The following is a 24,028-nucleotide window of genomic DNA, read 5'->3' as shown; positions in this document are numbered from 1 at the left end:
TTGTGAATGAAGGAACCCCCATGCAGAACGACATTCCCGCCGACGACGGCGTCGAGCCCATCGCCATCGTCGGGCTCGCCGCCCGCCTGCCCGGCGCGGCCGACGTCGACGAGTTCTGGCGCAACCTGGTCGACGGCGTGGAGTCGACGACCGAGCTGACCCGCGAGGAGCAGCTCGCCCGCGGCGCGCAGCCGCAGGAGGTCGACGACCCGGGCTGGGTCAACCGTGCCCCGCTGGTGGACGGCTACGACGAGTTCGACGCCGGCCTGTTCGGGATGACCGCCCGCGAGGCCGAGATCACCGACCCGCAGCACCGGCTGTTCCTGGAGACCTGCTACACCGCGTTGCAGGACGCCGGCTACGACCCGGGCCGCTACGACGGCGCGGTCGGCGTGTACGCCGGCACCGGCGGAAACACGTACCTGCACCGCAACGTGTACCGCAACAAGCGGGTCGGCGGGAACCCGCACGGCGCGGTGTCGCTGGCCACCGGCAACTCGCCGAACTACGTGGCCACTAATGTGTCGTACCGGCTGGACCTGCGCGGACCCAGCATGACCGTGCACACCGCCTGCTCCACCTCGCTGGTCGCGTTCCACCTGGCCTGCGAGGCGCTGCGCAACGGCGAGTGCGACATGGCCCTGGCCGGCGGCGTCAACATCGAGCTGCCGCACGTCGGCTACCTCGGCATGGACGGCTTCACCTCGCCGGACGGGCGGTGCCGGCCGTTCGACGCCGCAGCGAACGGCACGGTGTGGGGCAGCGGCGTCGGCGTGACGCTGCTCAAGCGGCTCTCCGACGCGATCGCCGACGGCGACCACATCCGTGCGGTCGTGCTCGGCAACGCCATCAACAACGACGGCGCCGGGAAGGTCGGCTTCACCGCCCCCAGCATCGACGGGCAGACGGAGGCCATCGCCCAGGCCGTCGCGCTCGCCGGCGTCGACCCGCGCAGCATCAGCTACGTCGAGGCGCACGGCACCGGCACCGCGCTCGGCGACCCGATCGAGGTCGCCGCGCTGTCCGCCGTCTACGCCAAGGACGCCGACGAGCGCGGCTGGTGCGGCATCGGGTCGGTGAAGTCGAACATCGGCCACCTGAGCCAGCCCTCCGGCATCGTCAGCGTGATCAAGACGGTGCTGGCGATGGAGCACGGGCTGATCCCGCCGACCATCAACTACGAGGCGCCGAACCCGGCCATCGACTTCGCCGACACCCCGTTCTACGTGGCGAACACGCTGACCAAGTGGGACACCGACGGCGGGCCGCGCCGGGCCGGGGTCAGCTCCTTCGGCATCGGCGGCACCAACGCGCACGTCGTGCTCCAGGAGGCGCCGGCCGCGGAGCGGGACGAGCCGCCGGCCCGCCCGGCGCACCTGCTCCAGGTGTCGGCGAAGACGCCGACCGCGCTGGACGTCGCCGTGCGCCGGCTCGCCGAGCACCTGGAGGGCGGCAGCGACGTGGCGCTCGCCGACGTGGCGCACACGCTGCGCGTCGGCCGCCAGACGTACGCCCACCGCGCCGCCGTCGTGGCCGGTGACCCGGCGTCCGCCGCCGCCGCGCTGCGCGAGCGGCGCAAGGGCCACCGGGGCGTCGCCGACGGACCCGCCCCCCGGGTGGCGTTCCTGTTCAGCGGCCAGGGCTCGCAGTACGCCGGGATGGGCGCCGAACTGTACGCCCAGGACCGGGCGTTCGCCGCCGCCGTGGACGAGTGCGCCGACCTGCTCCGCCCCGAGCTGGGCCTGGACATCCGGGACCTGATCCTCGGCCGCGACCCGGACGCGGCGGACAAGCTCACCGAGACCCGGTGGACCCAGCCCGCGTTGTTCACCGTCGAGTACGCCCTCGCCGTCGCGTGGCGGGCCGCCGGGGTCGTCCCGGCCGCGATGATCGGCCACTCCATCGGCGAGTACGTGGCCGCCACGCTCGCCGGCGTGCTCGACCTCGCGGACGCGCTGCGCGTGGTGGCCGCCCGGGGCCGGCTCATGCACTCCCTGCCCGCCGGCTCGATGCTGGCGGTCACGCTCGACGAGTCGGCGGTGGCCGACCGGCTGCCTCAGGGCCTGTCGGTGGCCACCGTCAACGGCCCCGGCACCTGCGTGGTGGCCGGCGAGACCGCGCTCGTGGAGGAGTTCGCCGTCAGCCTGGGCGGCAAGAACAAGTCGAAGCTGCTGCGCACCTCGCACGCGTTCCACTCGCCGATGATGGACCCGATCCTGGACGAGTTCACCGCGCTGATGGCCACCGTGCCGCTGCGCGCCCCGGCGGTGCCGTTCCTGTCGAACGTGACCGGAACCTGGATCACCGAGGCGCAGGCCACCGACCCGGCGTACTGGGCCGCGCACCTGCGCCGCCCGGTCCGCTTCGGCGCGTGCGTGGCCACGCTGCTCGCCGAGGGCACCTGGGCGCTCGTCGAGTGCGGCCCCGGCCGGCAACTGGCCAACCTGGCCCGGATGCAGGTCGCCAAGGCCGGCGAGGCGCAGCGCGCGCTGACCCCGCTGGGCAGCCTGCCCGGCGCGGGCGAGCAGACCGGTGACCTGGCCGCGCTGCTCGGCACGGCCGGCGCGCTCTGGTGCGCCGGGGTGCCGGTGCGCCTTGCGGCCGACCCGGCGGCGCGGCGGGTGCCGCTGCCCACGTACCCGTTCGAGCGGCGCCGCTACTGGATCGACCCGGACCCGGAGCAGGAACTGGCCGCGGCGCCCGTCGAGACCGGCCCGCGGCCGCTGCCGGAGTGGTTCGCGGTGCCGGTGTGGCGCCAGGCCGCCCCGGCGCGCGCCGTGGAGCCGCTGGGCCGCTGCCTGGTGCTGGCCGACGGTCCGCGCGGCGAGGCGCTCGTGGCCGCGTTGCGCGCCGCCGGCGACGACCCGGTCGAGGTACGCGCCGGCGAGGCGTTCACCGCCACCGCGAGCGGTTTCCGGCTGCGCCCCGGCGTACGCGCCGACGCCGAGGAGCTTCTGGTCGCGCTCGGCGCCGACGTGCCCCGCCGGATCGTGCACGCGTTCGCGCTCGACGGCGAGCCGGCCGGCACCGACCCGGCGGCGGCCTGGGCGGCGCAGGAGCGCGGCTTCTTCGGCGCGCTGCACCTGGTGCAGGCGCTCGCGGGCGCCGGTGTGACCGCCGACGAGGCGGGCGTACGCCTGGACCTGGTCACCGCCGGCATCGGCGACGTACGCGGCGACGACCTCGTCCGCCCCGAGCACGCCACGCTGGCCGGCCTGGCCCGGGTGCTCCCGGCCGAGCTGCCCGACCTGACCGTGCGGCTGCTGGACACCGATCCGGCCGCGCGCGGCGTGGCCGCCCTGGTGGCCGAGCTGCGCAGCCCGGTCGACGCCGAGCACCCGGAGGTGGCGCTGCGCGGCGACCGCCGCTGGCTCGGCGGCTACGAGCAGGTGAGCGTCGCGGCCGAGGCGGAGCCGGGCGTGCTGCGCGAGGAGGGCCGCTACCTGATCACCGGCGGTCTCGGCGGCATCGGCGTCACCCTGGCCGAGGACTTCGCCCGCCGGGCCCGCGCCAAGCTGGTGCTGCTGGCCCGCTCCGGGCTGCCCGGGCGCGACGAGTGGGACGCGCACCTGGCGGTGCACGGCGGCGCCGACCGGGCCGGACGCGCCATCGCGGCGATCCGCCGGATGGAGGCCGCGGGCGCCGAGGTGCTGGTGCTCGCCGCCGACGTCACCGACGCGGACGACCTGCGCCGGGTCCGCGACGAGGCCGAGCGGCGGTTCGGCGGGCTCGACGGCATCGTGCACGCCGCCGGCCTGCCCGGCGGTGGCATGGCCGAGATCAAGGAGCGCGACGAGGCGCAGCGTGTGCTGGCCCCGAAGCTGGCCGGCACGCTCGCGCTGGCCCAGGTCTTCGGCGACCTGCCGCTGGACTTCGTCGTGCTGTGCTCCTCGATCACCGCGGTGATCGGCGGGTTCGGCCAGGTCGACTACTGCGCCGCGAACAACTTCCTGGACGCCTTCGCGCGCTCCGGCACCGGGTTCCGCGCCCCGGTCGTGTCGCAGAACTGGGGCGGCTGGGCCGAGGTCGGCATGGCGGTGGAGACCGCCGCGCCGACCGCGTTCCGGGCCGCCGGGCGGGACACCGTGACCACCACGGTCACGCACCCGGTGCTGACCACGATGGTCGCCGGGCCGGACGGCACGGTGCTGCACGGCCTGGTCGCGGCCGACACCCACTGGCTGCTCGACGAGCACCGCATCGGCGGCGTGCCGGTGGTGCCGGGCACCGCCCACCTGGAGTCGGTACGCGCGGCGGTGGCCGCCGCGCTGCCCGCGCCGGGGCCTGACGCCGCTGTCGAGCTGCGTGACGTGGTGTTCCTGGAGCCGTTCTCGGTGCCGGACGGCACCGTGGCCCAGTACCGGGTCGAGCTGACCCCGACCGAGGACGGCACCGACTTCACCGTCGCCAGCCTCGCCGCCGGCCAGGCGCGCGCCCACGTACGCGGCAGCGCCGGGTGGACCACCGAGGCGGCCCCGCCGGCCGCCGTGCCCGCCGTGGCCGGACGGCGGGTCGACGACGACGCCTCGTTCGGCCGGGGACGCACCAGCATGCTGACGTTCGGCCCGCGCTGGGCGGCGCTGGCCGAGCACCACCTCGCCGACGGCGAGGAACTGGCCCGCGTGCAGGCGCCCGCCGCCGCGCTCGGCGACCTGCCCTCGTGGGGGCTGCACCCGGCGCTGCTGGACGTGGCCACCGCGTTCGGCCGCGGCCAGGGCTCCGGCACCTACCTGCCGTTGTCGTACGGCCGGATCGTGGTGCGCGGCGCGCTGCCGGCGACGTTCCACAGTCACCTGCGGCACCGGCCCGCCGCCACCGACGAGGTGGTCGCCGCCGACCTGTCGCTGCGCGACCCGGACGGGCGGGAACTGGTCGCGATCAGCGACTTCGTGCTGCGCCGGGTCGACCAGGACGCGGTCACCGGCAACCTGGCCGAAGCCCCGGCGGACGCCGACGCCCCGGCGCCGGTGACCGAGGACATCCGCCCGGTCGACGGCGCGGAGGCGTTCCGGCGCAGCCTCGCCGCCGGGCTCGGCGCCCAGGTGGTGATCGCCACCCGCACCGTCGCCGACATCCGTCGCCGGGCCGCCCGGGTCACCACCGACAGCATCGCCGAGGAGACCGACGCGGCGGCCGGCGCGACCGCGGCCACCGGCGGCGGCTCGGCCGCACCGGGCACCGAGCTGGAGAAGACCATCGCCCAGGTGTGGCGCGACGGTCTCGGCGTCACCGACATCGGCGTGGACGACGACTTCTTCGCCCTCGGCGGCAACTCGCTGGTCGCCGTGCAGCTGATCGCCGCCATGCGCAAGGCGACCGGGGTGCGGCTGCCGATGCGCAGCCTCTTCGAGACCCCCACGGTGGCCGGCCTGGCCGCCCGGATCGAGGAGCTGCGCGCCGAGGCGCCCGCCGACCAACCGGCCGCCCCGGCGGCGATCCCGGCCATCCCGCGGCTGCCCCGCGGCTGACATCCGACGGAACAAGGAGACACCGCACCATGAGCGAGACAACCGCGACGCTGCCGGTGGTCGTCGAGAACGACGGCCGGCCGCTGACCGACCTCATCGCCGCCCGGCGCGCCGAGCTGCGGGACACCCTCGTCGCCAGCGGAGGGCTGCTGTTCCGCGGCTTCGACGTGGGTGGCGTGGACGGCTTCGACCAGGCCGTACGGGCGCTGGCCGGTGAGCCGCTGACCTACACCGAGCGCTCCTCGCCCCGGCACTCGATCAAGGGCCGGGTCTACACCTCGACCGACTACCCGCCGGACGAGGAGATCTTCCTGCACAACGAGAACTCGTACCAGGCGCGCTGGCCGCTGACGCTGTTCTTCTACTGCGTCACGCCGCCGGACAGCCAGGGCGCCACGCCGCTGGCCGACGTGCGCCGGGTGTACGAGCTGATCGACCCGGCGGTACGTGAGGAGTTCGTCCGCCGCCGCTGGATGCTGGTGCGCAATTTCCACGGCGACTTCGGCACCCGCTGGCAGGAGGTGTTCAACACCGAGAGCCGCGCCGAGGTGGAGGCGTACGCGGCGGACAACGGGATCACCGTGGAATGGGTCGGCAAGGACGGCCTGCGTACCCGCGCGGTCCGGGACGTGGTGCACCACCGGCCCGGATCGGACACCCCGCGCTGGTTCAACCACGCCACCTTCTTCCACCTGAGCACGTTGCCCAAGGACTACCAGGAAGGGCTGCTGGCCATGTTCGGCGCCGACGGGCTGCCGTCGAACACCTACTACGGCGACGGCGGCGAGATCCCCGCCGACGTGATGGACCACCTGCGCGCCGCCTACCGGGCGGCCACGGTCCGCTTCGACTACCAGCGCGACGACGTGCTGGTGGTGGACAACATGACCGCCGCGCACGGCCGGGAGCCGTTCACCGGCCCCCGCAAGATCGCCGTGGCGATGGCCGAGCCGCACACCCCCGACACCGCAGGAGCGAACTGACATGGCCGAATCCCGATTCCTGGTCGTCCGCAACGACGAGGAGCAGTACTCGATCTGGTCGGCCGACCGCGAGCTGCCCGCCGGCTGGCACGACACCGGCTTCGCCGGCAGCCGCGAGGAGTGCCTGGCCCACGTGGACGAGGTCTGGACCGACATGCGTCCCCGCTCGGTGCGCGAGGCCCTCTCATGACCCAGGAGTGGACGTTCCCGGCCTCCTACGCCCAGGAGCGGGTGTGGATGGCCAACCAGCTCGACGCCGGGTCGCCGGTGTTCAACGTCTCCTTCCCGTGGATGTTCCCCGCCGACGTGGACGCCGAGACGGCCGGCGACGTGGTCAACCGGGTGATCGCCCGGCACGAGGCGCTGCGTACCCACCTGCGGGTCGACGACGGCGCGCTGGTGCAGGTCGTGCGCGCCCACGAGCCGGCGCCGCTGCCCGTCACCGACGTCACCCATCTGCCCGCCGGTGAGCAGCGCGGCGAGTTCGAGCGGATCCGCGGCGAGATGGCGCGCGCCCCGATCCCGATGGACGCCGCGCCGCTGTGGCGGGCCCGGCTGATCCGCATGGAGGACGGGCTCGCGCTGGCGTTCGTGGCGCACCACGCCGTCTTCGACAGCCACTCGGCGGTGCTGTTCCACCACGAACTGGTCGCGTTCTGCGAGGCCGCGCGCACCGGCGCCGAGCCCGCCGTGCCCGAGCTGCCCATCCAGTACGCCGACTTCGCGGTCTGGCAGCGCCAGCAGCTCACCGGCGAGGAACTGGACCGGCAGCTCGCCTTCTGGACCGGCCACCTGGCCGGAGCGCCGCCGGTGATCGGCCTGCCGCTGGACCGGCCCCGTCCGGGCCAGCTCGGGTTCGCCGGTGACGAGGTGCGCTTCACGCTGCCCGACGGGCTGCTGGACCGGATCGGCACGCTGGCCACCGGCGCGCAGGCCACCCCGTACATGGTGCTGCTGGCCGGTTTCGCGGCGCTGCTGTCGCGGATCTCCGGCGACACCGACGTGGTGGTGGGGGTGGCCACCGCGGGCCGCGACAACCCGGAGCTGGCGCCGCTGATCGGCATGTTCGTCAACCCGGTGGCGCTGCGCTGCGACGTCTCCGGCGACCCGGCGTTCGCGGCGCTGCTCGGCCGGATCCGCAACGGCTTGATCGACGCCATGGAGCACGGCCAGGCGCCGTTCCAGAAGATCGTCGAGGCGGTCGACCCGCAGCGGGACCCGTCGGTGCAGCCGATCTTCCAGACCGCCCTGAACTGGATTCCGGACTCCGGCCTCGACCCGGTGGAGCTGGGCACCACGAAGGACGACCTGGCCTTCGACATCACCACCGGGGAGTGCCGCCTGGTCTACCGGACCGAGCTGTTCGACCGGGAGACCGCCGAGGCGGTGGTGCGCCGCTACGTGCGGCTGCTGGCCGCCGCCGTCGCCGAGCCGCAGCGCACCGTCGCCGCGCTGCCGCTGCTCACCGACGACGAACATGACCTGGTGCTGGGCGCCTGGAACGACACCGCCCACGACGTGCCGGCGACCACTGTGGTCGACGAGGTGCAGCGGCAGGCCGCCGCCACCCCGGACGAGCCGGCGCTGGTCTGCGACGGCGCGACGCTGCGCTACGCCGAGCTGAACACCGCCGCGAACCGGCTGGCCCGGCTGCTGGTGGCGCGCGGGGCCGGCCCGGAGACCCGGGTCGCGCTGGCCCTGCCCCGCTCCTGCGACCTCGTCGTGGCGATGCTCGCCGTGCTGAAGGCCGGCGCCGCGTACGTGCCGGTGGACACCACGTACCCGGCCGGGCGGATCGCGTACCTGCTCACCGACGCCGCGCCCGCGCTGGTGGTGGCCGACCCGGACACCGCCGCCCTGGTGCCCGGCGACGCGCTGGTGCTCGACGGCGAGGTCGGCTCCGACCAGCCCGGCGACGACCTCACCGACGCCGACCGGGGCGCCCCGCTGCGCCCCGAGCACCCCGCGTACGTGCTCTACACCTCCGGCTCCACCGGCCGGCCCAAGGGCGTGGTGGTCGAGCACCGGGCGGTGACCGCGTACCTGGCCTGGGCCCGGGCCACCTACCCGGGGCTTTCCGGGGTGGCGCTGCTGCACTCGCCGGCCTCGTTCGACCTCACCGTCACCGGCCTGCTCGGCACGCTCACCGCAGGCGGCACGGTACGGCTCGCCGCGATCGACGAGCCCGCCGCCCGCGCCGGTGGGCGGCCGACCTTCCTCAAGGTCACGCCGAGCCACCTGCCGCTGCTCGACGGCGAGCTGTCACCGACGACCGACCTGGTCATCGGCGGCGAGGCGCTGACCGGGGAGCAGCTCGCCGCCTGGCGGGCCGCGCACCCCGACGTGGCGGTGATCAACGAGTACGGCCCGACCGAGGCCACTGTGGGCTGCGTCGCGGCCCGCATCGCCCCCGGCGAGCCGGTCCCGGCCGGCCCGGTGCCGATCGGCACGCCCACCTGGAACACCCGGGCGCTGCTGCTCGACACCGCGCTGCGCCCGGTGCCGCCGGGCGTGGTGGGGGAGCTGTACGTCACCGGCACGCAGCTCGCCCGCGGCTACCACGAGCGGCCCGGCCTGACCGCCGAGCGGTTCCTGCCCTGCCCGTACGGCCCGCCCGGCGCCCGGATGTACGCCACCGGCGACCTGGCCCGCTGGCGCGCCGACGGCACGCTGGACTACCTGGGCCGCCGCGACGACCAGGTCAAGGTGCGCGGCATGCGGATCGAGCTGGGCGAGGTCGAGGCGGCGCTGCTGGCCCACCCGGACGTACGGGCCGCCGCCGCGGCGGTCCGCGCCGACGGCGGCGAGCCGATGCTCGTCGGCTACCTGGTGGGCCCGGCCCACGAGGACTCGGTCCGCGCCGAACTGGCCCGCGAGCTGCCGGCGCACCTGGTGCCGGCCGCCCTGGTCCGGCTGGACGCGCTGCCGCTGACCCCGAACGGCAAGCTGGACCGCGCCGCGCTGCCCGCCCCGGCGACGGCCGAGACGGCGCAGGACAGCTACGTCGCGCCCCGCACCGAGGCTGAGGCCCTGGTCGCCGAGGTGTACGCCGACATCCTCCAGGTGGAGAAGGTCGGCGCGCACGACGATTTCTTCGCCCTCGGTGGCAACTCGCTGCGCGGCATGCGGGCGATGGCCCGCATCCGCGCCGAGGTGGACGTGGAGCTGCCCATGCGGGCGCTGTTCAGCAGCCCCGTGGTGGCGGACCTGGCCGCCCAGATCGAACAGCGGATCGCCGCCGAGCTCGACGGTCTCTCCGACACCGAGGTCGCCGCGCTGCTCGCGGCGGAAGAGGGAACCAACTGATGACCGACCTGAAGGATCCGGCCCGCGAGGCGGCCCGGCAGGCGCTGATCGCCCGACGGCTACGCGCCCGCCAGACCGCAACCGCGGCCCGGATCACCCCCCGCCCGGCCGGCGCCGAGGTGCCGCTGTCCTACGCCCAGGAGCGGGTCTGGTTCATGGACCAGCTCGCCCCGGGCGAGGCGGCGTACCACATCGCGGTGCCGCTGCGGGTGCGCGGACCGCTCGACGTGGACGCGCTGCGCGCCGCCCTGACCGCGCTCGCGGACCGGCACGAGTCGCAGCGCACCCGCTTCCCGGCCGACTCCGACGGCCGCCCCACGGTGGTGATCGCGGACACCGCGGACGTGCCGCTGACGGTGGTGGACGCGCCCGACGAGGCCGCCGCGCAGGTGCTGGTCGAGGCGGCGGCGGCCGAGCCGTTCGACCTCGCCGAGGGGCCGCTGCTGCGGGCCCTGCTGATCCGGCTCGCCGCCGACGACCACGTGCTGTTCCTGGCCCAGCACCACATCGTCGGCGACGGCTGGTCGGTGGACGTGCTGCTGCGTGACCTGATCACGCTCTACCGGGGCGGCGAGCCGCCCGCCCTGCCGATCCAGTACGGCGACTTCGCCGTCTGGGAGGCCCAGGAGCTGGACGGCCCGCAGGCGCGGGCGCACGTCGACTACTGGAAGCAGCGGCTGGCCGGCATCACCCCGCTGGAACTGCCGCTGGACCGGCCCCGCCCGGCCACCCAGACCTACCGGGGCGACTTCGTCGAGTTCCAGCTCGACCCGGCCGCCACCGAGGCGCTCAACACGCTCACCCGCGACAGCGGCGGCACGCTGTTCATGACGTTGCTCGCCGCGTACCAGGTGCTGCTGGCCCGGCACTCCGGCCAGGACGACTTCGCCATCGGCGCGTCGGTCGCCGGACGGTCCGCGCCGGAGCTGGAGAACCTCGTCGGCATGTTCATCAACATGCTGCCGCTGCGCGCCGACCTGGGCGACGACCCGACCTTCGCCGAGCTGCTGGAGCGCACCCGCCGCACCGTGCTGGACGGTTTCGAGCACGCCGAGGTGCCGTTCGCCAAGGTCGTGCACGAGCTGGGCCTGCCGCGCGACGTCAGCCGCTCCCCGGTGTTCCAGGCCATGTTCGTGCTGCAGAACTACGAGATGGGCCGGTTCACCGGCGTGTCCCGTACCGACGAGGTCACGTTCACCTGGACCCCGATGGAGTTGCGGGCCACCCGGTTCGACTTCGAGCTGCACGCGGTCGAGACCGTCGACGGGCTCTGGGGCAAGCTGGTCTTCAACACCGACCTGTTCGACCGGGCCACCGTGGAGCGGATGGCGCAGCGGTGGACCGCCCTGCTGGACGCGGTCGTCGCCGCGCCGGACACCCCGGTCTCCCGGCTGCCGCTGCTGCCCGCCGCCGAGCGGGAGCTGCTGGCCGCCTGGAACGACACCAGCGCGGACTTCCCGCGCGCCGAGACGCTGCACGGCCCGATCGAGGAGCGCGCCGCGGCCACCCCGGACGCGGTGGCGGTCACCATCGACGGCCACAGCCGCACGTACGCCGAGCTGAACGCGCAGGCCAACCGCGTCGCGCACCGGCTGCGCGCGGCTGGCGTCGGCCCGGAGACCCTGGTCGGGGTCTGCGCGGAACGCTCGGTGGAACTGGTCGCCGGCCTGCTCGGTGTGCTCAAGGCGGGCGGCGCGTACCTGCCGCTGGACCCGGAGTACCCGGCCGACCGGCTCGCGTTCATGGTCGGCGACGCGGACGCGCCGGTGGTGCTGGTCCAGTCGCACCTGCGCGACGTGCTGCCCGACACCGGCGCCACGGTGCTCGAACTGGACGACGCCACCGTGTGGAGCGGTCAGCCCGACACCGATCCGGCGCCCGCCGCCGGGCCGGAGCACCTGGCGTACGTCATCTACACCTCCGGCTCCACCGGCCGCCCGAAGGGCGTGCCGAACACGCACCGGGGCATCGTCAACCGGCTCGACTGGATGCAGAAGACGTACCGCCTCGGCGCCGACGACGCGGTGCTCCAGAAGACCCCGGCGAGCTTCGACGTGTCGGTGTGGGAGTTCTTCTGGCCGCTGCGCACCGGCGCGCGCCTGGTGCTGGCCAAGCCGGGCGGCCACAAGGACGCCGGCTACCTGCGTGACCTGCTGGTGTCCGAGCGGATCACCACCGCCCACTTCGTCCCGTCGATGCTCACCGTCTTCCTCGCCGAGGACGGCGTGGAGGCGGCCACCGCGCTGCGCCGGGTGATCTGCTCCGGCGAGGAACTGCCGCTGGCCTCGGCGGCCGACTTCACCGCCCGGCTGCCCTGGTGCGGCCTGCACAACTTGTACGGCCCGACCGAGGCGGCCATCGACGTGACCGCCTGGGCGTGCGAGCCGGACCGGCTGGCGCAGGTGACCAGCGTGCCGATCGGCGCGCCGATCGCCAACCTGCGGCTGCACGTGCTCGACCCGTCCGGCGCGCAGTGCCCGGTCGGGGTGGCCGGCGAGCTGCACATCGGCGGTGTCGGGCTGGCCCGCGGCTACCACCGCCGGCCGGCGCTGACCGCGGAGAAGTTCGTCCCCGACCCGTTCTCCTCCGAGCCGGGCGCCCGCCTCTACCGCACCGGCGACCTGGCCCGCTGGGTGATCGGCCCGGACGGCGCCGGGGTGATCGAGTTCCTGGGCCGCATCGACCACCAGGTCAAGCTGCGCGGCCTGCGCATCGAGCTGGGCGAGATCGAGAGCGCGCTGCGCGAGCAGCCGGGCGTCACCGAGGCCACGGTGATCGTCCGGGAGGACAGCCCGGGCGACAAGCGGCTCACCGCGTACCTGGTGGGGGCGGCCGAGCACGCCGGGCTGAAGGCGGCGCTGAAGGACACGCTGCCCGAGTACATGGTGCCGGCCGCGTTCGTCACGCTCGACGCGCTGCCGCTGACCCCGAACGGCAAGCTGGACCGCAAGGCGCTGCCCGCGCCGGTGGTCACCCGCGAGGCGTCGGTGGCGCTGGTCGAGCCGCGCGACGACACCGAGCGGGCGCTGGCCGCGATCTGGTCCGAGGTGCTCGGCGTGGACACGCTCGGCATCGACGACGACTTCTTCGACCTGGGCGGGCACTCGATGCTCGCCACCCAGGTGGTCGCGAAGATCCGCAAGGCGGAGCTGGGCGGCCGGGCGGTCGGCGTGATGGACCTGTTCCAGCAGCGCACCATCCGCGACCTGGCCGCGTTCATCTCCGGCGACGCCGCCCAGGAGGGGCCGCGCCGGCTGCTCTACGAGCTGACCAAGCCGATCCCGGCGGGCAAGCGGGTGCTGACGTACGTCTGCGTGCCGTACGGCGGCGGCAGCGCCATCGTCTACCAGCCGCTGGCCGACGCGCTGCCGGCCGGGTACGGGCTGTGGTCGCTGGCCATCCCCGGCCACGACGTCGGCCTCACCGAGGACGCGCTGCCGTTCGAGGAGCTGACCAGCCGGGTCGCCGACGAGATCCTGGAGCGGGTCGAGGGACCGATCGCCCTGTACGGCCACTGCGGCGTGGGCAGCGCGATCGTCGCCGAGGTGGCCCGCAAGGTCGAGGCGGCCGGCCGGGACCTGGAGGCCGTCTACATCGGCGCGATGTTCCCGTTCGCCCGCCCCAAGGGCGTCTTCTCGGCGGCCCGCAACAAGCTGGAGCAACTGCGCAGCAACAAGCACTACGCGAGCTGGCTCAAGTCGATGGGCGTGGACACCGACGAGCTGGACCCGGAGCAGGCCGACCGGATCATCAGCAACATGCGGGCCGACTCCCGCGCCTCGGAGGAGTACTTCACCCGGCTGCTGGACAAGCAGGCGACGAAGCTGCGCGCGCCGATCATCTCGGTGGTCGGCTCCGAGGACCCGGTCACCGACTACTACCGCGAGCGGTACACCGAGTGGCAGTTCCTCAGCGACACGCTCGGGCTGGTCGTGCTCGACCAGGCCGGTCACTTCTTCCTGAAGTACCGCGCCGAGGAGCTGGCCGAGATCGTCACGCAGGCGCACCCGGCGGTGGTCGCCGGTGACATCGGCGCGCTGAGCCCGCAGGCGCGGGGTGAGGACGCCGGCTGGGCGGTGGCGGACACGCTGCGCGTGGGCGTGGCCCGCAAGGCCAGCACCGCGGTCAAGCCGAGCATGGGCCGCTTCCTGGCCATCACGGTCGGGCAGCTCGTCTCCAGCACCGGCTCCGCGCTGACCGCGTTCGCGCTGCCGATCTGGCTGTTCAACCGCACCGGCTCGGTGGCCGACCTCGGTCTGCTGTGGGCGCTGGCGCTGATCTGCGGCGTGCTCATGCTGCCGGTGGCCGGCGCGCTGGTGGACCGGGTCAGCCGCCGCCGGATCATGATGACGGCCAGCTGCTTCGCCGGCTCCATCCAGTTGGTGCTGGCCAGCCTGCTGTGGACCGACAACCTGGTGCTCTGGCACATCTACCTGCTGGTGGCACTGAGTTCGGTGGCCGGGTCGTTCCAGCGGATCGCGTTCCAGTCGGCGGTGCCGCAGCTGGTGCCCAAGCGCTACCTCGGGCACGCCATGGGCATCACCCAGCTGTCCACCGGTGTGGCCACGCTGCTCATGCCGGCGTTCGCGGCCGGCCTGCTCGCCACCATCGACCTGAAGGGCATCCTGCTCGTCGACGTGGCCAGCTACGTGCTCGCGGTGCTCACGCTCGCCGTGGTCCGCTTCCCGGACGCGCTCGGCTGGCGGCCCCGGGAGCGGCTGCTGGTGGCCATCGCCAACGGCATGCGCTACTCCTGGCGGCACCGCGGATTCCGGCTGATGCTCGGCTACTTCGCGCTGGGCAACATCTTCCTGGCGCCCGCGCTGGTGCTGATCACCCCGTTGGTGCTGTCGTTCGGCAGCCCCACCCAGGTCGCCCAGGTCGCGCTGGCCGAGGCGGTCGGCGCGGTGCTCGGCGGCATCCTCATGTCGCTGTGGGGCGGGCCGCGCAAGCGCCGCATGATCGGCGTGCTGATCGGCAACCTGGGCACCGCGATCGGCTGCATGCTGATCGGCCTGGACGCCTCGGTGGCGATGATCTGCGTCGGGTTCTGCTGGCTGGCCATGTCGATGACCACCGCGCAGTCGATCTACGCGACGATCGTCCAGGTGAAGGTGCCGCAGCGCTTCCACGGCCGGGTGTTCAGCCTCAACCAGACCATCTCCTGGTCCACGCTGCCGATCGGGTTCGCGCTGCTGGCGCCGGGCGCCACCGCGCTGTTCGAGCCGATGCTCGCGCCCGGCGGAGCGCTGGCCGGCACGGTGGGCGCGGTGATCGGCACCGGACCGGGCCGGGGCATCGGGTTCGCGTACATCTGTTTCGGCGCGGCGCTGGTCCTGGTCACGCTCGGCGGGTTCGCGATCCGGCTGCTGCGCCGCTTCGACATCGAGGTGGAGGATTCCCTGCCGGACGACCTGATCGGCGCCCAGGAGCGTGAGAAGCGTCTGGCCGCCAAGGCGGAGAAGAAGGAGCTCGTCTCGGTCTGACCCCGCCCCCCATCCGGTTGATCAAGGAGTTCGTGTCCTTTCCGGGCCTTCCGGCCGGCACGAACTCCTTGATCACCGGGGGTAGCATCGGTGCGATGGGCGAGGACGTCACCGACGCGCTGCTGCGGGAGATGGGGCGCCTCGATCCGTGTGTGGCGGTGGTCGAGGCCGGTGAGCAGGACGTCGACGGGCTCACCGACTACAGCCCGGAGGGTCACCAGGCCCGCGCCGATCTCGCCGCGCGCGCCCTGCGCCGGATCGAGGCGCTGCCCGCCCCGAGCCCGCTGCACGAGCACCTCGCCGAACGGCTGCGCGCCCGGATCGCCTTCCACGACGCCGGGGAGGACCTGCGGGAACTGCACGTCGCGGCCACCGGCCCGCTCCAGCTCATCCGCCAGTGCGTCGAATCAGCGGTCCCGGGCCGCGACGCCGGGCGCGCGGCCTACGAGGACGGCTGGGCCCGCGTCGGCGCGCGCCAGGCCGCGATCCCGGCGGCACTCGACGGGTACGCCCGCAGCCTGCTGGTCGCCGCCGAACGCGGTCACCTGCCCACACGACGCCAGGTGGACCTGGTGACGCAGCGCTGCCGCACCTGGATCGACGAGGACACGGCGCTCGTGCAGCGCTACGGCGACGGCCCGCAGCGCGCGTCGTTGCAGGCGGCGGCGCGGGACGCGCGGGAGGCGTACCGGAGGTTCGCCACGACGCTCACCGCGGACCTCGCGCCGCTCGCGCGCGACGACGAGGCGTTCGGCCCGGCGCGGTACGCCCTCTGGGTGCGGACCTTCCTCGGCACGGAACCGGACCTGCGCGAGCTGTACGAGTGGGGCTGGGACGAGTTCACCGCCATCGAGGCGGACCTGGTCGCGGAGGCGAAAACCCTGGGTGGCGCCGTGCCCGAGGTGCTTCAACGGCTCGACCGCCCCGACGCGCCAGGTGTGCTGCGCAGCCGGGACGAGTTCGCCGCCTGGCTCCAGGAGCTGCTGGAGGCCACCACCGAGCGGATGCACGGCACGCACTTCGACATCCCCGCGCCGCTGCGCCGCATCGAGTCCCGGGTCACCACGTCGGGCGGCACCGCCTACATCGCGCCGTCGCGGGACCTGACCCGGCCGGGCCGGGTCTCGTGGCTGCTGCCCGACGGTCAGGAGCGCTTTCCGACCTGGTGGGCGTACAGCACCGCGTACCACGAGGGCGTCCCCGGCCACCACCTGCACCTCGGCTCGGAGGCGTGCCGGGGCGGCCCCGGGCAGCGGCTGAACCTGCTCGGCGGGCTCTCCGGCGCCCAGGAGGGCTGGGCCCTGTACGCCGAAGGGCTGATGGACGAACTCGGACTCTACGAGCAGCCGGGCGCCCGGCTGGGCCACCTGTTCATGCAGTTGCTGCGGGCGGCCCGGGTGGTGCTCGACATCGGCCTGCACCTGAAGCTGCCGGAGCCGTCGGGCAGCACGCCGTGGACGCCGCAGGCCGCGCTGGACCTGCTGCGCGACCGCTGCCACCAGGGCCCGTACGCGCCACTGGAAGTGGCCCGGTACCTGGGCCGGCCCGGGCAGGCGCTCACCTACAAGGTGGGGGAGCGGGTGTGGCGGGACGGACGCGCGGCGTTCCCCGGCGACCGGCGCGCGTTCCACAACCGGGCGCTGGAACTCGGCTCGCTGGGACTGGACCAGCTCGCGAGCGCGCTTCCCGCCTATCCGGCCTCGTCGGCGGGCAGCTCCTCCGGGTCGGCCACCCAGGCGGAGTAGACAGGCAGCGCGTGCCACGGGCCGCCGGCCGGGTCGGTGGTCACCGCGACCACCGCGTACGGGTGACCGAAGCGCAGCTCCGCGACGCGGGCGACACCCTCCGGCGGCAGCGCTGTCGCCCGGCCGAACGCGGTCACCGCGGCGGCCTCGAAGCCGTAGCGGCCGAACCGGGCCACCGCGGACTGCGCGGCGTCGAACCTCGGCCCGGCCAGGCCCAGCAGCTCGCCGAGTGCCTGCGCCGCCGCGTCGAAGCCGAACCCGGGCGTGGCCAGGTCGTGTCGGCTCTGCGCCGACCAGCACGGCAGCACCGCGGTGGCGCGTTCCTCCCGGCCGTCGTCCGCGTACGTCCGGGTCGGCTCCTCCCGCAGCGTCCACAGCGGCGTCTCGCCCAGCGGCAGGTCGAACAGCGACCGGCGGCCCGGCATGGCGTCCGGCAGGAGCGCGGCGGCGCTCGCCAGCTCCTGCGCGGCGGCCAGCACGTCTGCGGCGGGCACGTCGGGCGCGGCGGCCACCGACACCACGAGCATTCCGGCGCCGTCGTCGCCGGTGCGGGCCGGCACCGCGTGCGCCGCCACGTCACCGGCCCGGTCGGTGGCCGCCACCCAGCACCGGTGCCCGAACGGCGGCGTACGCAGCACCCGGCTCAGCCGGCCCGACCAGGCGCTGTCCGCACCCAGCTCCGCGCCGGGGACGGTGTCGAACGGGTCGGCCCACGACACGCGGGTGGCCAGCGCGTTGGCCAGGAGCAGCAGCGTGTCCGGGGTGACGTCGACGGGGAAGCTGTCGATCAGCCCGCCGGTACGCTCCCGGGCCCAGCCGTCCAGCGTGGCCTGGTCGGGCAGCGGACCGCGTTCGGTGCTCTCCGGCAGCGCGGCCCGCCACGCGGTCAGCTCCGGCGCGGGAGCGCGCTCCCACAGCGCGGTGGCCGCGGCGACCATCGGGTGCGGCGCGGCGAGCAGCGCCCGGGCCTCCGCGGCGGCGTCGTCCGGGTCGGCGTCGAGCGCCTCGGCCAGCGCCGCCCGGGTCTCGCCGGTGGCGGCCGGGCCGGTCAGCGCCAGCAGCAGCCACGCGCCCAGCGGCGAGGCGACGTGGTGGGTGTCGCCGGCGGCGCGGTGCAGCCGCTCGGCGTAACGGGCCAGTGGTGCGTGCAGGGGAGTCACGGCTCCACTCTGCCCGCTCACGCGCCGGGTGGCACGCCCGCGCTCAGGACCACAGCTCGAACGGCTCGTCGATCTCCTCGCCGGCCAGGAACGCGGGCAGCAGTTCGGGCAGCCGCCCGGGATAGCAGCGCGGCCGCTCGGCGAGCACCTCGGCCAGCGGCCACCAGCGGAACCCGAAGTAGTCCTCCACCTCGTAGTCCAGCCGCAGCGCCTCGTCCACGTCCGGTCCGGGGCCGGGCAGCCGTACCGCCACGATCACCTCGTCCTGGAGGTGGCGGCGCTGCCGGTGCCGGAAGCTGGCCCGCCGCCGCCACGTCGGCGCGCCCACCTCGTCCGGACCGATCGCGATGCCGGTCTCCTCGCGCAGTTCGCGGACCGCCGCCTCCCGGTAGGTCTCGCCCGGGTCCAGCCCGCCGCCGGGTAGCTCCCACCACACGCCGAGGTCGGGGTGGTCCGGGTCGCGGGTGTGGAACAGCAGCAGGTGGTCGGTGGCGTCGAGCACCACCAGCCGTACCGCGCTGCGCTCGAACACCGGCAGATCATCGGGTAGCCGCACGCCCCCAGCGTAAGGAAGGGCCCCTTATTAACGCCTCCGGTAGTAGAGGGGCCCCCTATTAACAGGGGCATCCCGCACGGCACCGTCCACCCGACCGGGCGACCCGATTCCCGGGCGGTCGTACCCCGGCCGATAGGCTGCCCGCCGTGGCAGGTCTGTTGAAGAACGTGGCGTCGCGGCTCGGCCGGATCACCCGGGCTGTGCCCGCCCCGCCCCGCCCGGGCGCGCCGATCCCGGCTCAGGTCGCGCGCCGCCGGCAGGTCAACGCGCTGCAGCGCCGCGAGTTGTCGTACGCGCCGGAGCCGGACGGCCAGGCCGACCCGGGCGAGATCGTCTGGACGTGGGTGCCCTACGAGGACGACCCCCGCCAGGGCAAGGACCGCCCGGTGCTGGTGGTCGGACGGCACAGCCGCACCCTGTTCGGGCTGATGCTGTCCAGCCAGAGCGACCGGGACGGCCAGCGGCACTGGCTGGCGCTCGGCCCGGGGGAGTGGGACCGGGACAACCGGCCCTCCTGGGTGCGCCTGGACCGGGTGCTCACCATGCGCGAGGACAGCATCCGCCGCGAGGGCGCGGTGCTGGACCGGCCACGGTTCGACCGGGTCGGGCAGGCGCTGCGCGCCGGCTACGGCTGGCGCTGACCGCGCGCCCGGGACCCGCGCCAGTCAGGTAGCCGCGCCGGCCGGGAACGCGGACCGACCGGCCACGCTGATTGGCTGAGCACACGGACCGGCCGGGCACGTGGGCGCCCTGGGCCGGGCCGGTCAGTACTCCGCGACGAGCTGCCGGGTCGGGCGGGCCGCGCCGAGCGTCTTCGCCTCGTACATGGCGGCGTCGGCGCGGCACAGCGCGTCGGTGAGCTGCGTCGGGCAGTGCACCGGCGCGAGCCCGACCGAGGCGGTGACCTGGATGCTGCGCGCGCCCAGCGGGATGGGCGCGGCGAGCGCCTCGCAGAGCCGCCGCGTGGCGTGCTCGATCCACCGGCGGTCGGCCGTGGGGCTGGCCAGCAGGCCGGCGAACTCGTCGCCGCCGAGGCGGGCCACCAGGTTGTTGCCGGCGAACGCGGCGAGCCGCTGCGCGACGCTGATCAGCACCTGGTCGCCGGCGGCGTGCCCGTAGCGGTCGTTCACCTGCTTGAAGTTGTCCAGGTCGAGCACGACCGCTACCAGTGGCTGGCCGGCCGGGTCGGTGAGCAGGGTGGCGGCGAGCCGGAAGAACGCGCGGCGGTTGGGCAGGCCGGTGAGCGGGTCGTGGCTGGCCGCGTGCCGTTCGGCGGCCAGTTCGGCCTGGAGCAGCTCGATCTCGGCCTCGGCGCGTACGGCGCGGCGGCGCAACTGCCAGGCCGAGATGAGGGCCCCCGCGGCGGATATGCCGGAGGCGACGGTCATCGGATCCGGCACGCGCGTCCTCCTCACCGCAGTCCCCTAGCCGCGCGCGGCGGCATCCGGAGGCCGGGTTCGGGTCACCGAATGTGAGCGACCCGGCACACCGTACGTTTCGGCTATCATGCTCTCCGTCCATTGCAGATGCAATAGCAGATGCACGTGCATCTCACTCCTCAGTCGACAGACGTCGCCACCCACCGCTCCTCCCCGCGGCCTCGGCTGGCTCATCCCGAAGGACGCCCATGCAACAACCGCCGAACGGTGTGCCCGTGCCCGAGCTGCCCCCGATGCGCTGGTCGAAGAGTCGTCGCAGCAACCCCAGCGGCAACTGCGTCGAGTTGGCCGAGCTGCCCGGTGGCACCGGAATCGCGGTCCGAAACTCCCGGCACCCGGAGGGCCCGGCGCTGATCTACACAGTGGACGAGATCGCCGCCTTCGTGCTCGGCGCGCGCGACGGCGACTTCGACCACCTGATCCCGCCGTCCCGCACACGGGACTGATTAACCGCTCCGGAGGAGTTCACCTCACTGTCGGTTCATGGCATGCTTACTCGTCGGCCGGGGGGCGCCCGGCCGGGGCAGTCGGGATGCGAGGGCGGTCAGGTGGTGACGGTGCCCGTCGAGGGTGGTCCGACAAGCGGGCCCACCGTGCTGCGCATGTTGCTCGGTGGGCAGCTGCGGCGGCTCCGTGAGAGGGCCGGGGTCAGCCGGGAGACGGCCGGCTGGGAGATCCGCTCCTCCGAGTCGAAGATCAGCCGGATGGAGCTGGGCCGCGTCGGCTTCAAGGAGCGCGACGTGGCCGACCTGCTCACGCTCTACGGCGTGACCGACGCCGGCGAACGCGAGTCGCTGCTCAAGCTCGCCCGGGACGCGAACAGCCCGGGCTGGTGGCACCGCTACGGTGACGTGCTCCCCGCGTGGTTCCAGGCGTACCTGGGCCTGGAGGCCGCCGCCGCGCTGATCCGCACGTACGAGGTGCAGTTCGTGCCCGGGCTGCTGCAGACCGCCGCGTACGCCCGGCAGGTGATCCTGCTCGGGCACCGCGGCGCGTCGGCGGCGGAGCTGGACCGGCGGGTGGAGCTGCGGATGCAGCGCAAGGAGCTGCTGCGCCGCAGCAACCCGCCGCAGTTGTGGGCGGTGCTCGACGAGGCGGCGCTGCGCCGCCCGATCGGCGGGGCCGCGGTGATGCGCGAGCAGCTGGACGCGCTGATCGAGGCGACCGCCGCGCCGCACGTACGGCTGCAGATCGTCCCGTTCTCCGCCGGCGGGCACGCCGCGGCCAGCGGGGCCTTCAGCATCCTGCGCTTCGGCGACGCGGACCTGCCGGACATCGTCTACATCGAGCAGCTGACCAGCGCGATCTACCTGGACAAGCGCGACGACCTCGAGTTCTACGCCGAGGCGATGGAACGGCTGTGCGTGGAGGCCGCGCCGCCGGAGCGCACCCGTGAGCTGCTGGCCCGCCTCCGTGACGAGCTGTACCCGGCCTGACCGGACCGGCGCCGGGCAGTACCATGATCCGCACCGGAGACAGTGGACGGTGGGACCCGAGTCGTGGAGGTGGCCTTGACCAGCGACGCAGCAGGGACGGCGCCCGTTTCCGGGCCGCTCGGCGACCGGATCGACACGACAGTGGCGCACCCCGCCCGCCGGTACAACTACTGGCTCGGTGGCAAGGACAACTTCCAGGCCGACCGGGACTCCGGCGACGCGATGGCCGCCCGGTTCCCGACCATCCGGATCAGCGCGCTGGAGAACCGGCGGTTCCTGCGCCGCGCGGTGCGTCACCTGGCCGGTGAGGCGGGCATCCGGCAGTTCCTGGACATCGGCACCGGCATTCCCACCGCCGACAACACCCACGAGGTGGCGCAGGCGATCGACCCGCGCGCCCGGGTGGTGTACGTCGACAACGACCCGATCGTGCTGGCCCACGCCCGCGCGCTGCTGACCAGTTCGGCCGACGGCGTCACCGCCTACCTCGACGCGGACCTGCGCGACCCGGAGCGGATCCTGGCCCACCCGGACCTGCGCCGCACGCTCGACCTGTCCCAGCCGGTGGCGTTGATGCTGCTGGCGGTGCTGCACTTCGTGCCCGACGGCGAAGACCCGTACGCGCTGGTCGACACGCTTCTCGACGCGCTGCCCGCCGGCAGTTACCTGGCCGCCTCGCACGCCACCCACGACTACCTTCCCGCGGAGGTGGCCGCCGAGGCGAAGGCGGCGGCCCGGGGCGGTGGCCCGCACGGCGTGATCAACCTGCGCAGCCGGGAGGAGGTCGTACGCTTCTTCGACGGCCTCGAACTGGTCGAGCCGGGCATCTGCTCGGTGGCCGAGTGGCGCGCCGACGGCGAGCCGGAGCCGCGGCCGTCCGTGGTCGACGTCAGCATGTACGGCGGGGTCGCCCGCAAGCCCTGACTCGGGCGGAAGAACGCCGGAACACGGACGAAACGGGGGCGCGGGTTGGTGCGGCCGGTGCCGCGCATGGCAGCCTGGTGAATTATGTCGCCGTTCACGCCCGCCCTGCGCCTGCACGACCGCTACGTCCTGCGTGAGCGCATCGGCCTCGGCGGGATGTCCGAGGTGTGGCGCGCCGACGACGAGGTGCTGCACCGGCCCGTCGCGGTCAAGGTTCTCGCCGGGCAGCTCGCCGCCGACCCGCAACTGCGCGCGGTCATCCAGCGCGAGGCCCGCGCGGCGGCGCGGCTGACCCACCCGCACGTGACCCAGGTGTACGACTACGCCGAGGCGACGCTTGCGGGCGGCGTCGTGGTCCCGTACCTGGTGATGGAGCTGGTGGAGGGGCAGACGCTCGCCGACCGGCTGGCCGGCGGGCCGCTGGCCTGGCCGGACGCGGTCCGCACGGCCGGGCAGGTCGCCGGGGCGCTGGCCGCGGCGCACCGCATCGGCGTGGTGCACCGCGACATCAAACCGGCGAACGTGATGCTCACCGAGACCGGCGCGAAGGTGCTCGACTTCGGCATCGCCGCGCCCGCCGGCCCGCATCCGGTCACCGGGCAGACCGGTGTGCTGCTGATGGGCACCCCCGCCTACTTCGCCCCGGAACGCCTCGACCCGGGCCCGGCGCATCCGGCCGGTGACGTGTACGCGCTCGGCGTGCTGCTGTACCGCAGCCTCACCGGCCGGGCCCCGCTGCCGGTGCGCAGCTGGGACGACGTGCTGGAGGTGCGGCGCACCCGGCCGCCGGTGCCGCTGCCGCGGGTGCCCGGCCTGCCGCCGGAGATCGCCGACCTGGTGCTGGCCTGCCTGGACGTGGACCCGGCGCGGCGGCCGAGCGCGGCCCGGCTCGCCGAGCGGCTCGGCGCGGGCCGCCCGGTGGATCCGCCGACCGCGATCCTGCCCACCGTGGCGCCGGTGACGCATTCGCCCACCCTGGTCGAGCGGGTTCCGGCCGCCACGGCCCGCCCGGTCGCGCCGGGGCGTCCCGGCGCGCCGCCGCGTCCGGCGGTCTCCTCGAACCGGCTGTTCGGGCTGCTGGTCGCCGGCGCCGTGGTGCTGCTACTCGCGGTGGTCGGCTCGCTGGTGTGGGGTGACGGCTCCGGCGCCCCGCCGGCCGCCGCGCCCACGACTGGCCCCACGACCGGCGCCGCCGAGCCGCCCGCGCCCGAGCCGAGCAGCGCGGCGCCGCCGTCGACGGCGGCCGAACCGGTGACGCTGCGGCAGCTCGGCGACCGGTTCGACGAGTTGCTCGACCGGGCCGAGTCGATCGGGCTGATCGAGCGCAAGGTCGCCGACGACCTGCGCAAGAAGGTCGCCGAGCTGGACCGGGGCAAGCCGAAGGACCGGGAGAAGCGGGTCGAGGACCTGCGCGAGAAGATCGACGACGCCGCCGAGGACGACAAGATCGACCCGGTCACCGCCACCGCGCTGCGCAAGCTGCTCGACGGCTACGAGCGGCTGCGCGGCGGCGACGAGGGCTGAG

14 protein-coding genes are annotated in these 24,028 nt (G+C 74.5%); 11 read left to right on the top strand and 3 right to left on the bottom strand.

What is annotated here, in order from left to right; translation table 11 throughout:
- The first annotated feature begins 20 nt into the window (after positions 1-20).
- The 6 genes from A4R25_RS08295 (at position 21) to A4R25_RS08270 (ending at position 16,988) form a co-directional block, all read left to right on the top strand.
- On the top strand, positions 21-5,468 hold the full coding sequence (locus A4R25_RS08295) for a type I polyketide synthase (RefSeq protein ID WP_064446186.1): 5,448 nt from the start codon (positions 21-23) through the stop codon (positions 5,466-5,468).
- Positions 5,469-5,497: 29 nt separating this feature from the next.
- Positions 5,498-6,451, top strand: a complete 954-nt coding sequence (locus tag A4R25_RS08290) for a TauD/TfdA family dioxygenase (RefSeq protein ID WP_043324628.1) — start codon at positions 5,498-5,500, stop codon at positions 6,449-6,451.
- Between the two features lies 1 nt (position 6,452).
- Positions 6,453-6,641: an MbtH family NRPS accessory protein gene (locus A4R25_RS08285; RefSeq protein WP_043324625.1), complete on the top strand. Its 189-nt coding sequence runs from the start codon at positions 6,453-6,455 to the stop codon at positions 6,639-6,641.
- A complete protein-coding gene (locus A4R25_RS08280) occupies positions 6,638-9,757 on the top strand; it encodes a non-ribosomal peptide synthetase (protein WP_064446185.1) in 3,120 nt (1,039 codons plus the stop codon). Before A4R25_RS08285 ends, A4R25_RS08280 begins: the two co-directional genes overlap by 4 nt.
- Positions 9,757-15,243, top strand: coding sequence for a non-ribosomal peptide synthetase/MFS transporter (locus tag A4R25_RS08275; RefSeq protein ID WP_064446184.1), 5,487 nt, complete (start codon positions 9,757-9,759; stop codon positions 15,241-15,243). Before A4R25_RS08280 ends, A4R25_RS08275 begins: the two co-directional genes overlap by 1 nt.
- A 95-nt stretch (positions 15,244-15,338) precedes the next feature.
- The gene (locus tag A4R25_RS08270) at positions 15,339-16,988 is read left to right on the top strand and encodes a DUF885 domain-containing protein (protein ID WP_064446183.1); all 1,650 of its coding nucleotides are present in this window, start codon (positions 15,339-15,341) and stop codon (positions 16,986-16,988) included.
- Here A4R25_RS08270 and A4R25_RS08265 read toward each other — a convergent pair.
- A complete protein-coding gene (locus tag A4R25_RS08265; RefSeq protein ID WP_064446182.1) occupies positions 16,934-18,148 on the bottom strand; it encodes a hypothetical protein in 1,215 nt (404 codons plus the stop codon). The two genes, A4R25_RS08270 and A4R25_RS08265, sit on opposite strands and share 55 nt — an antisense overlap.
- A 43-nt stretch (positions 18,149-18,191) precedes the next feature.
- Complete coding sequence (locus tag A4R25_RS08260) at positions 18,192-18,704, bottom strand: NUDIX hydrolase (RefSeq protein WP_043324617.1); 513 nt, start codon at positions 18,702-18,704, stop codon at positions 18,192-18,194.
- Positions 18,705-18,850: 146 nt separating this feature from the next.
- Between A4R25_RS08260 and A4R25_RS08255 the strand changes: the two genes are divergently transcribed.
- Complete coding sequence (locus tag A4R25_RS08255; protein ID WP_043324613.1) at positions 18,851-19,345, top strand: type II toxin-antitoxin system PemK/MazF family toxin; 495 nt, start codon at positions 18,851-18,853, stop codon at positions 19,343-19,345.
- A 123-nt stretch (positions 19,346-19,468) separates the two neighbouring features.
- On the opposite strand, the gene A4R25_RS08250 is transcribed toward A4R25_RS08255, so the two are convergent.
- Positions 19,469-20,104, bottom strand: coding sequence for a GGDEF domain-containing protein (locus A4R25_RS08250; RefSeq protein ID WP_043324610.1), 636 nt, complete (start codon positions 20,102-20,104; stop codon positions 19,469-19,471).
- Between the two features lie 227 nt (positions 20,105-20,331).
- On the opposite strand from A4R25_RS08250, the gene A4R25_RS08245 reads away from it, so the two are divergent.
- The 4 genes from A4R25_RS08245 (at position 20,332) to A4R25_RS08230 (ending at position 24,027) form a co-directional block, all read left to right on the top strand.
- Positions 20,332-20,589: a DUF397 domain-containing protein gene (locus A4R25_RS08245; RefSeq protein WP_030502645.1), complete on the top strand. Its 258-nt coding sequence runs from the start codon at positions 20,332-20,334 to the stop codon at positions 20,587-20,589.
- A gap of 102 nt (positions 20,590-20,691) precedes the next feature.
- Positions 20,692-21,579 carry a helix-turn-helix transcriptional regulator gene (locus A4R25_RS08240; protein ID WP_064446181.1) on the top strand — a complete coding sequence of 296 codons (888 nt, stop codon included), beginning with the start codon at positions 20,692-20,694 and terminating at the stop codon, positions 21,577-21,579.
- Positions 21,580-21,654: 75 nt separating this feature from the next.
- A complete protein-coding gene (locus tag A4R25_RS08235; RefSeq protein WP_064446517.1) occupies positions 21,655-22,503 on the top strand; it encodes an SAM-dependent methyltransferase in 849 nt (282 codons plus the stop codon).
- 84 nt (positions 22,504-22,587) lie between these two features.
- The gene (locus A4R25_RS08230) at positions 22,588-24,027 is read left to right on the top strand and encodes a serine/threonine protein kinase (RefSeq protein WP_064446180.1); all 1,440 of its coding nucleotides are present in this window, start codon (positions 22,588-22,590) and stop codon (positions 24,025-24,027) included.
- The last annotated feature ends 1 nt before the right edge of the window (position 24,028 follow it).

The sequence above is a fragment of the Micromonospora sp. NBRC 110037 genome, assembly GCF_001652995.1.
Lineage (GTDB): Bacteria > Actinomycetota > Actinomycetes > Mycobacteriales > Micromonosporaceae > Micromonospora > Micromonospora chalcea.
Note: the sequence above shows the minus strand (reverse complement) of the source record. Positions and strands in the feature narration are given on the sequence as shown.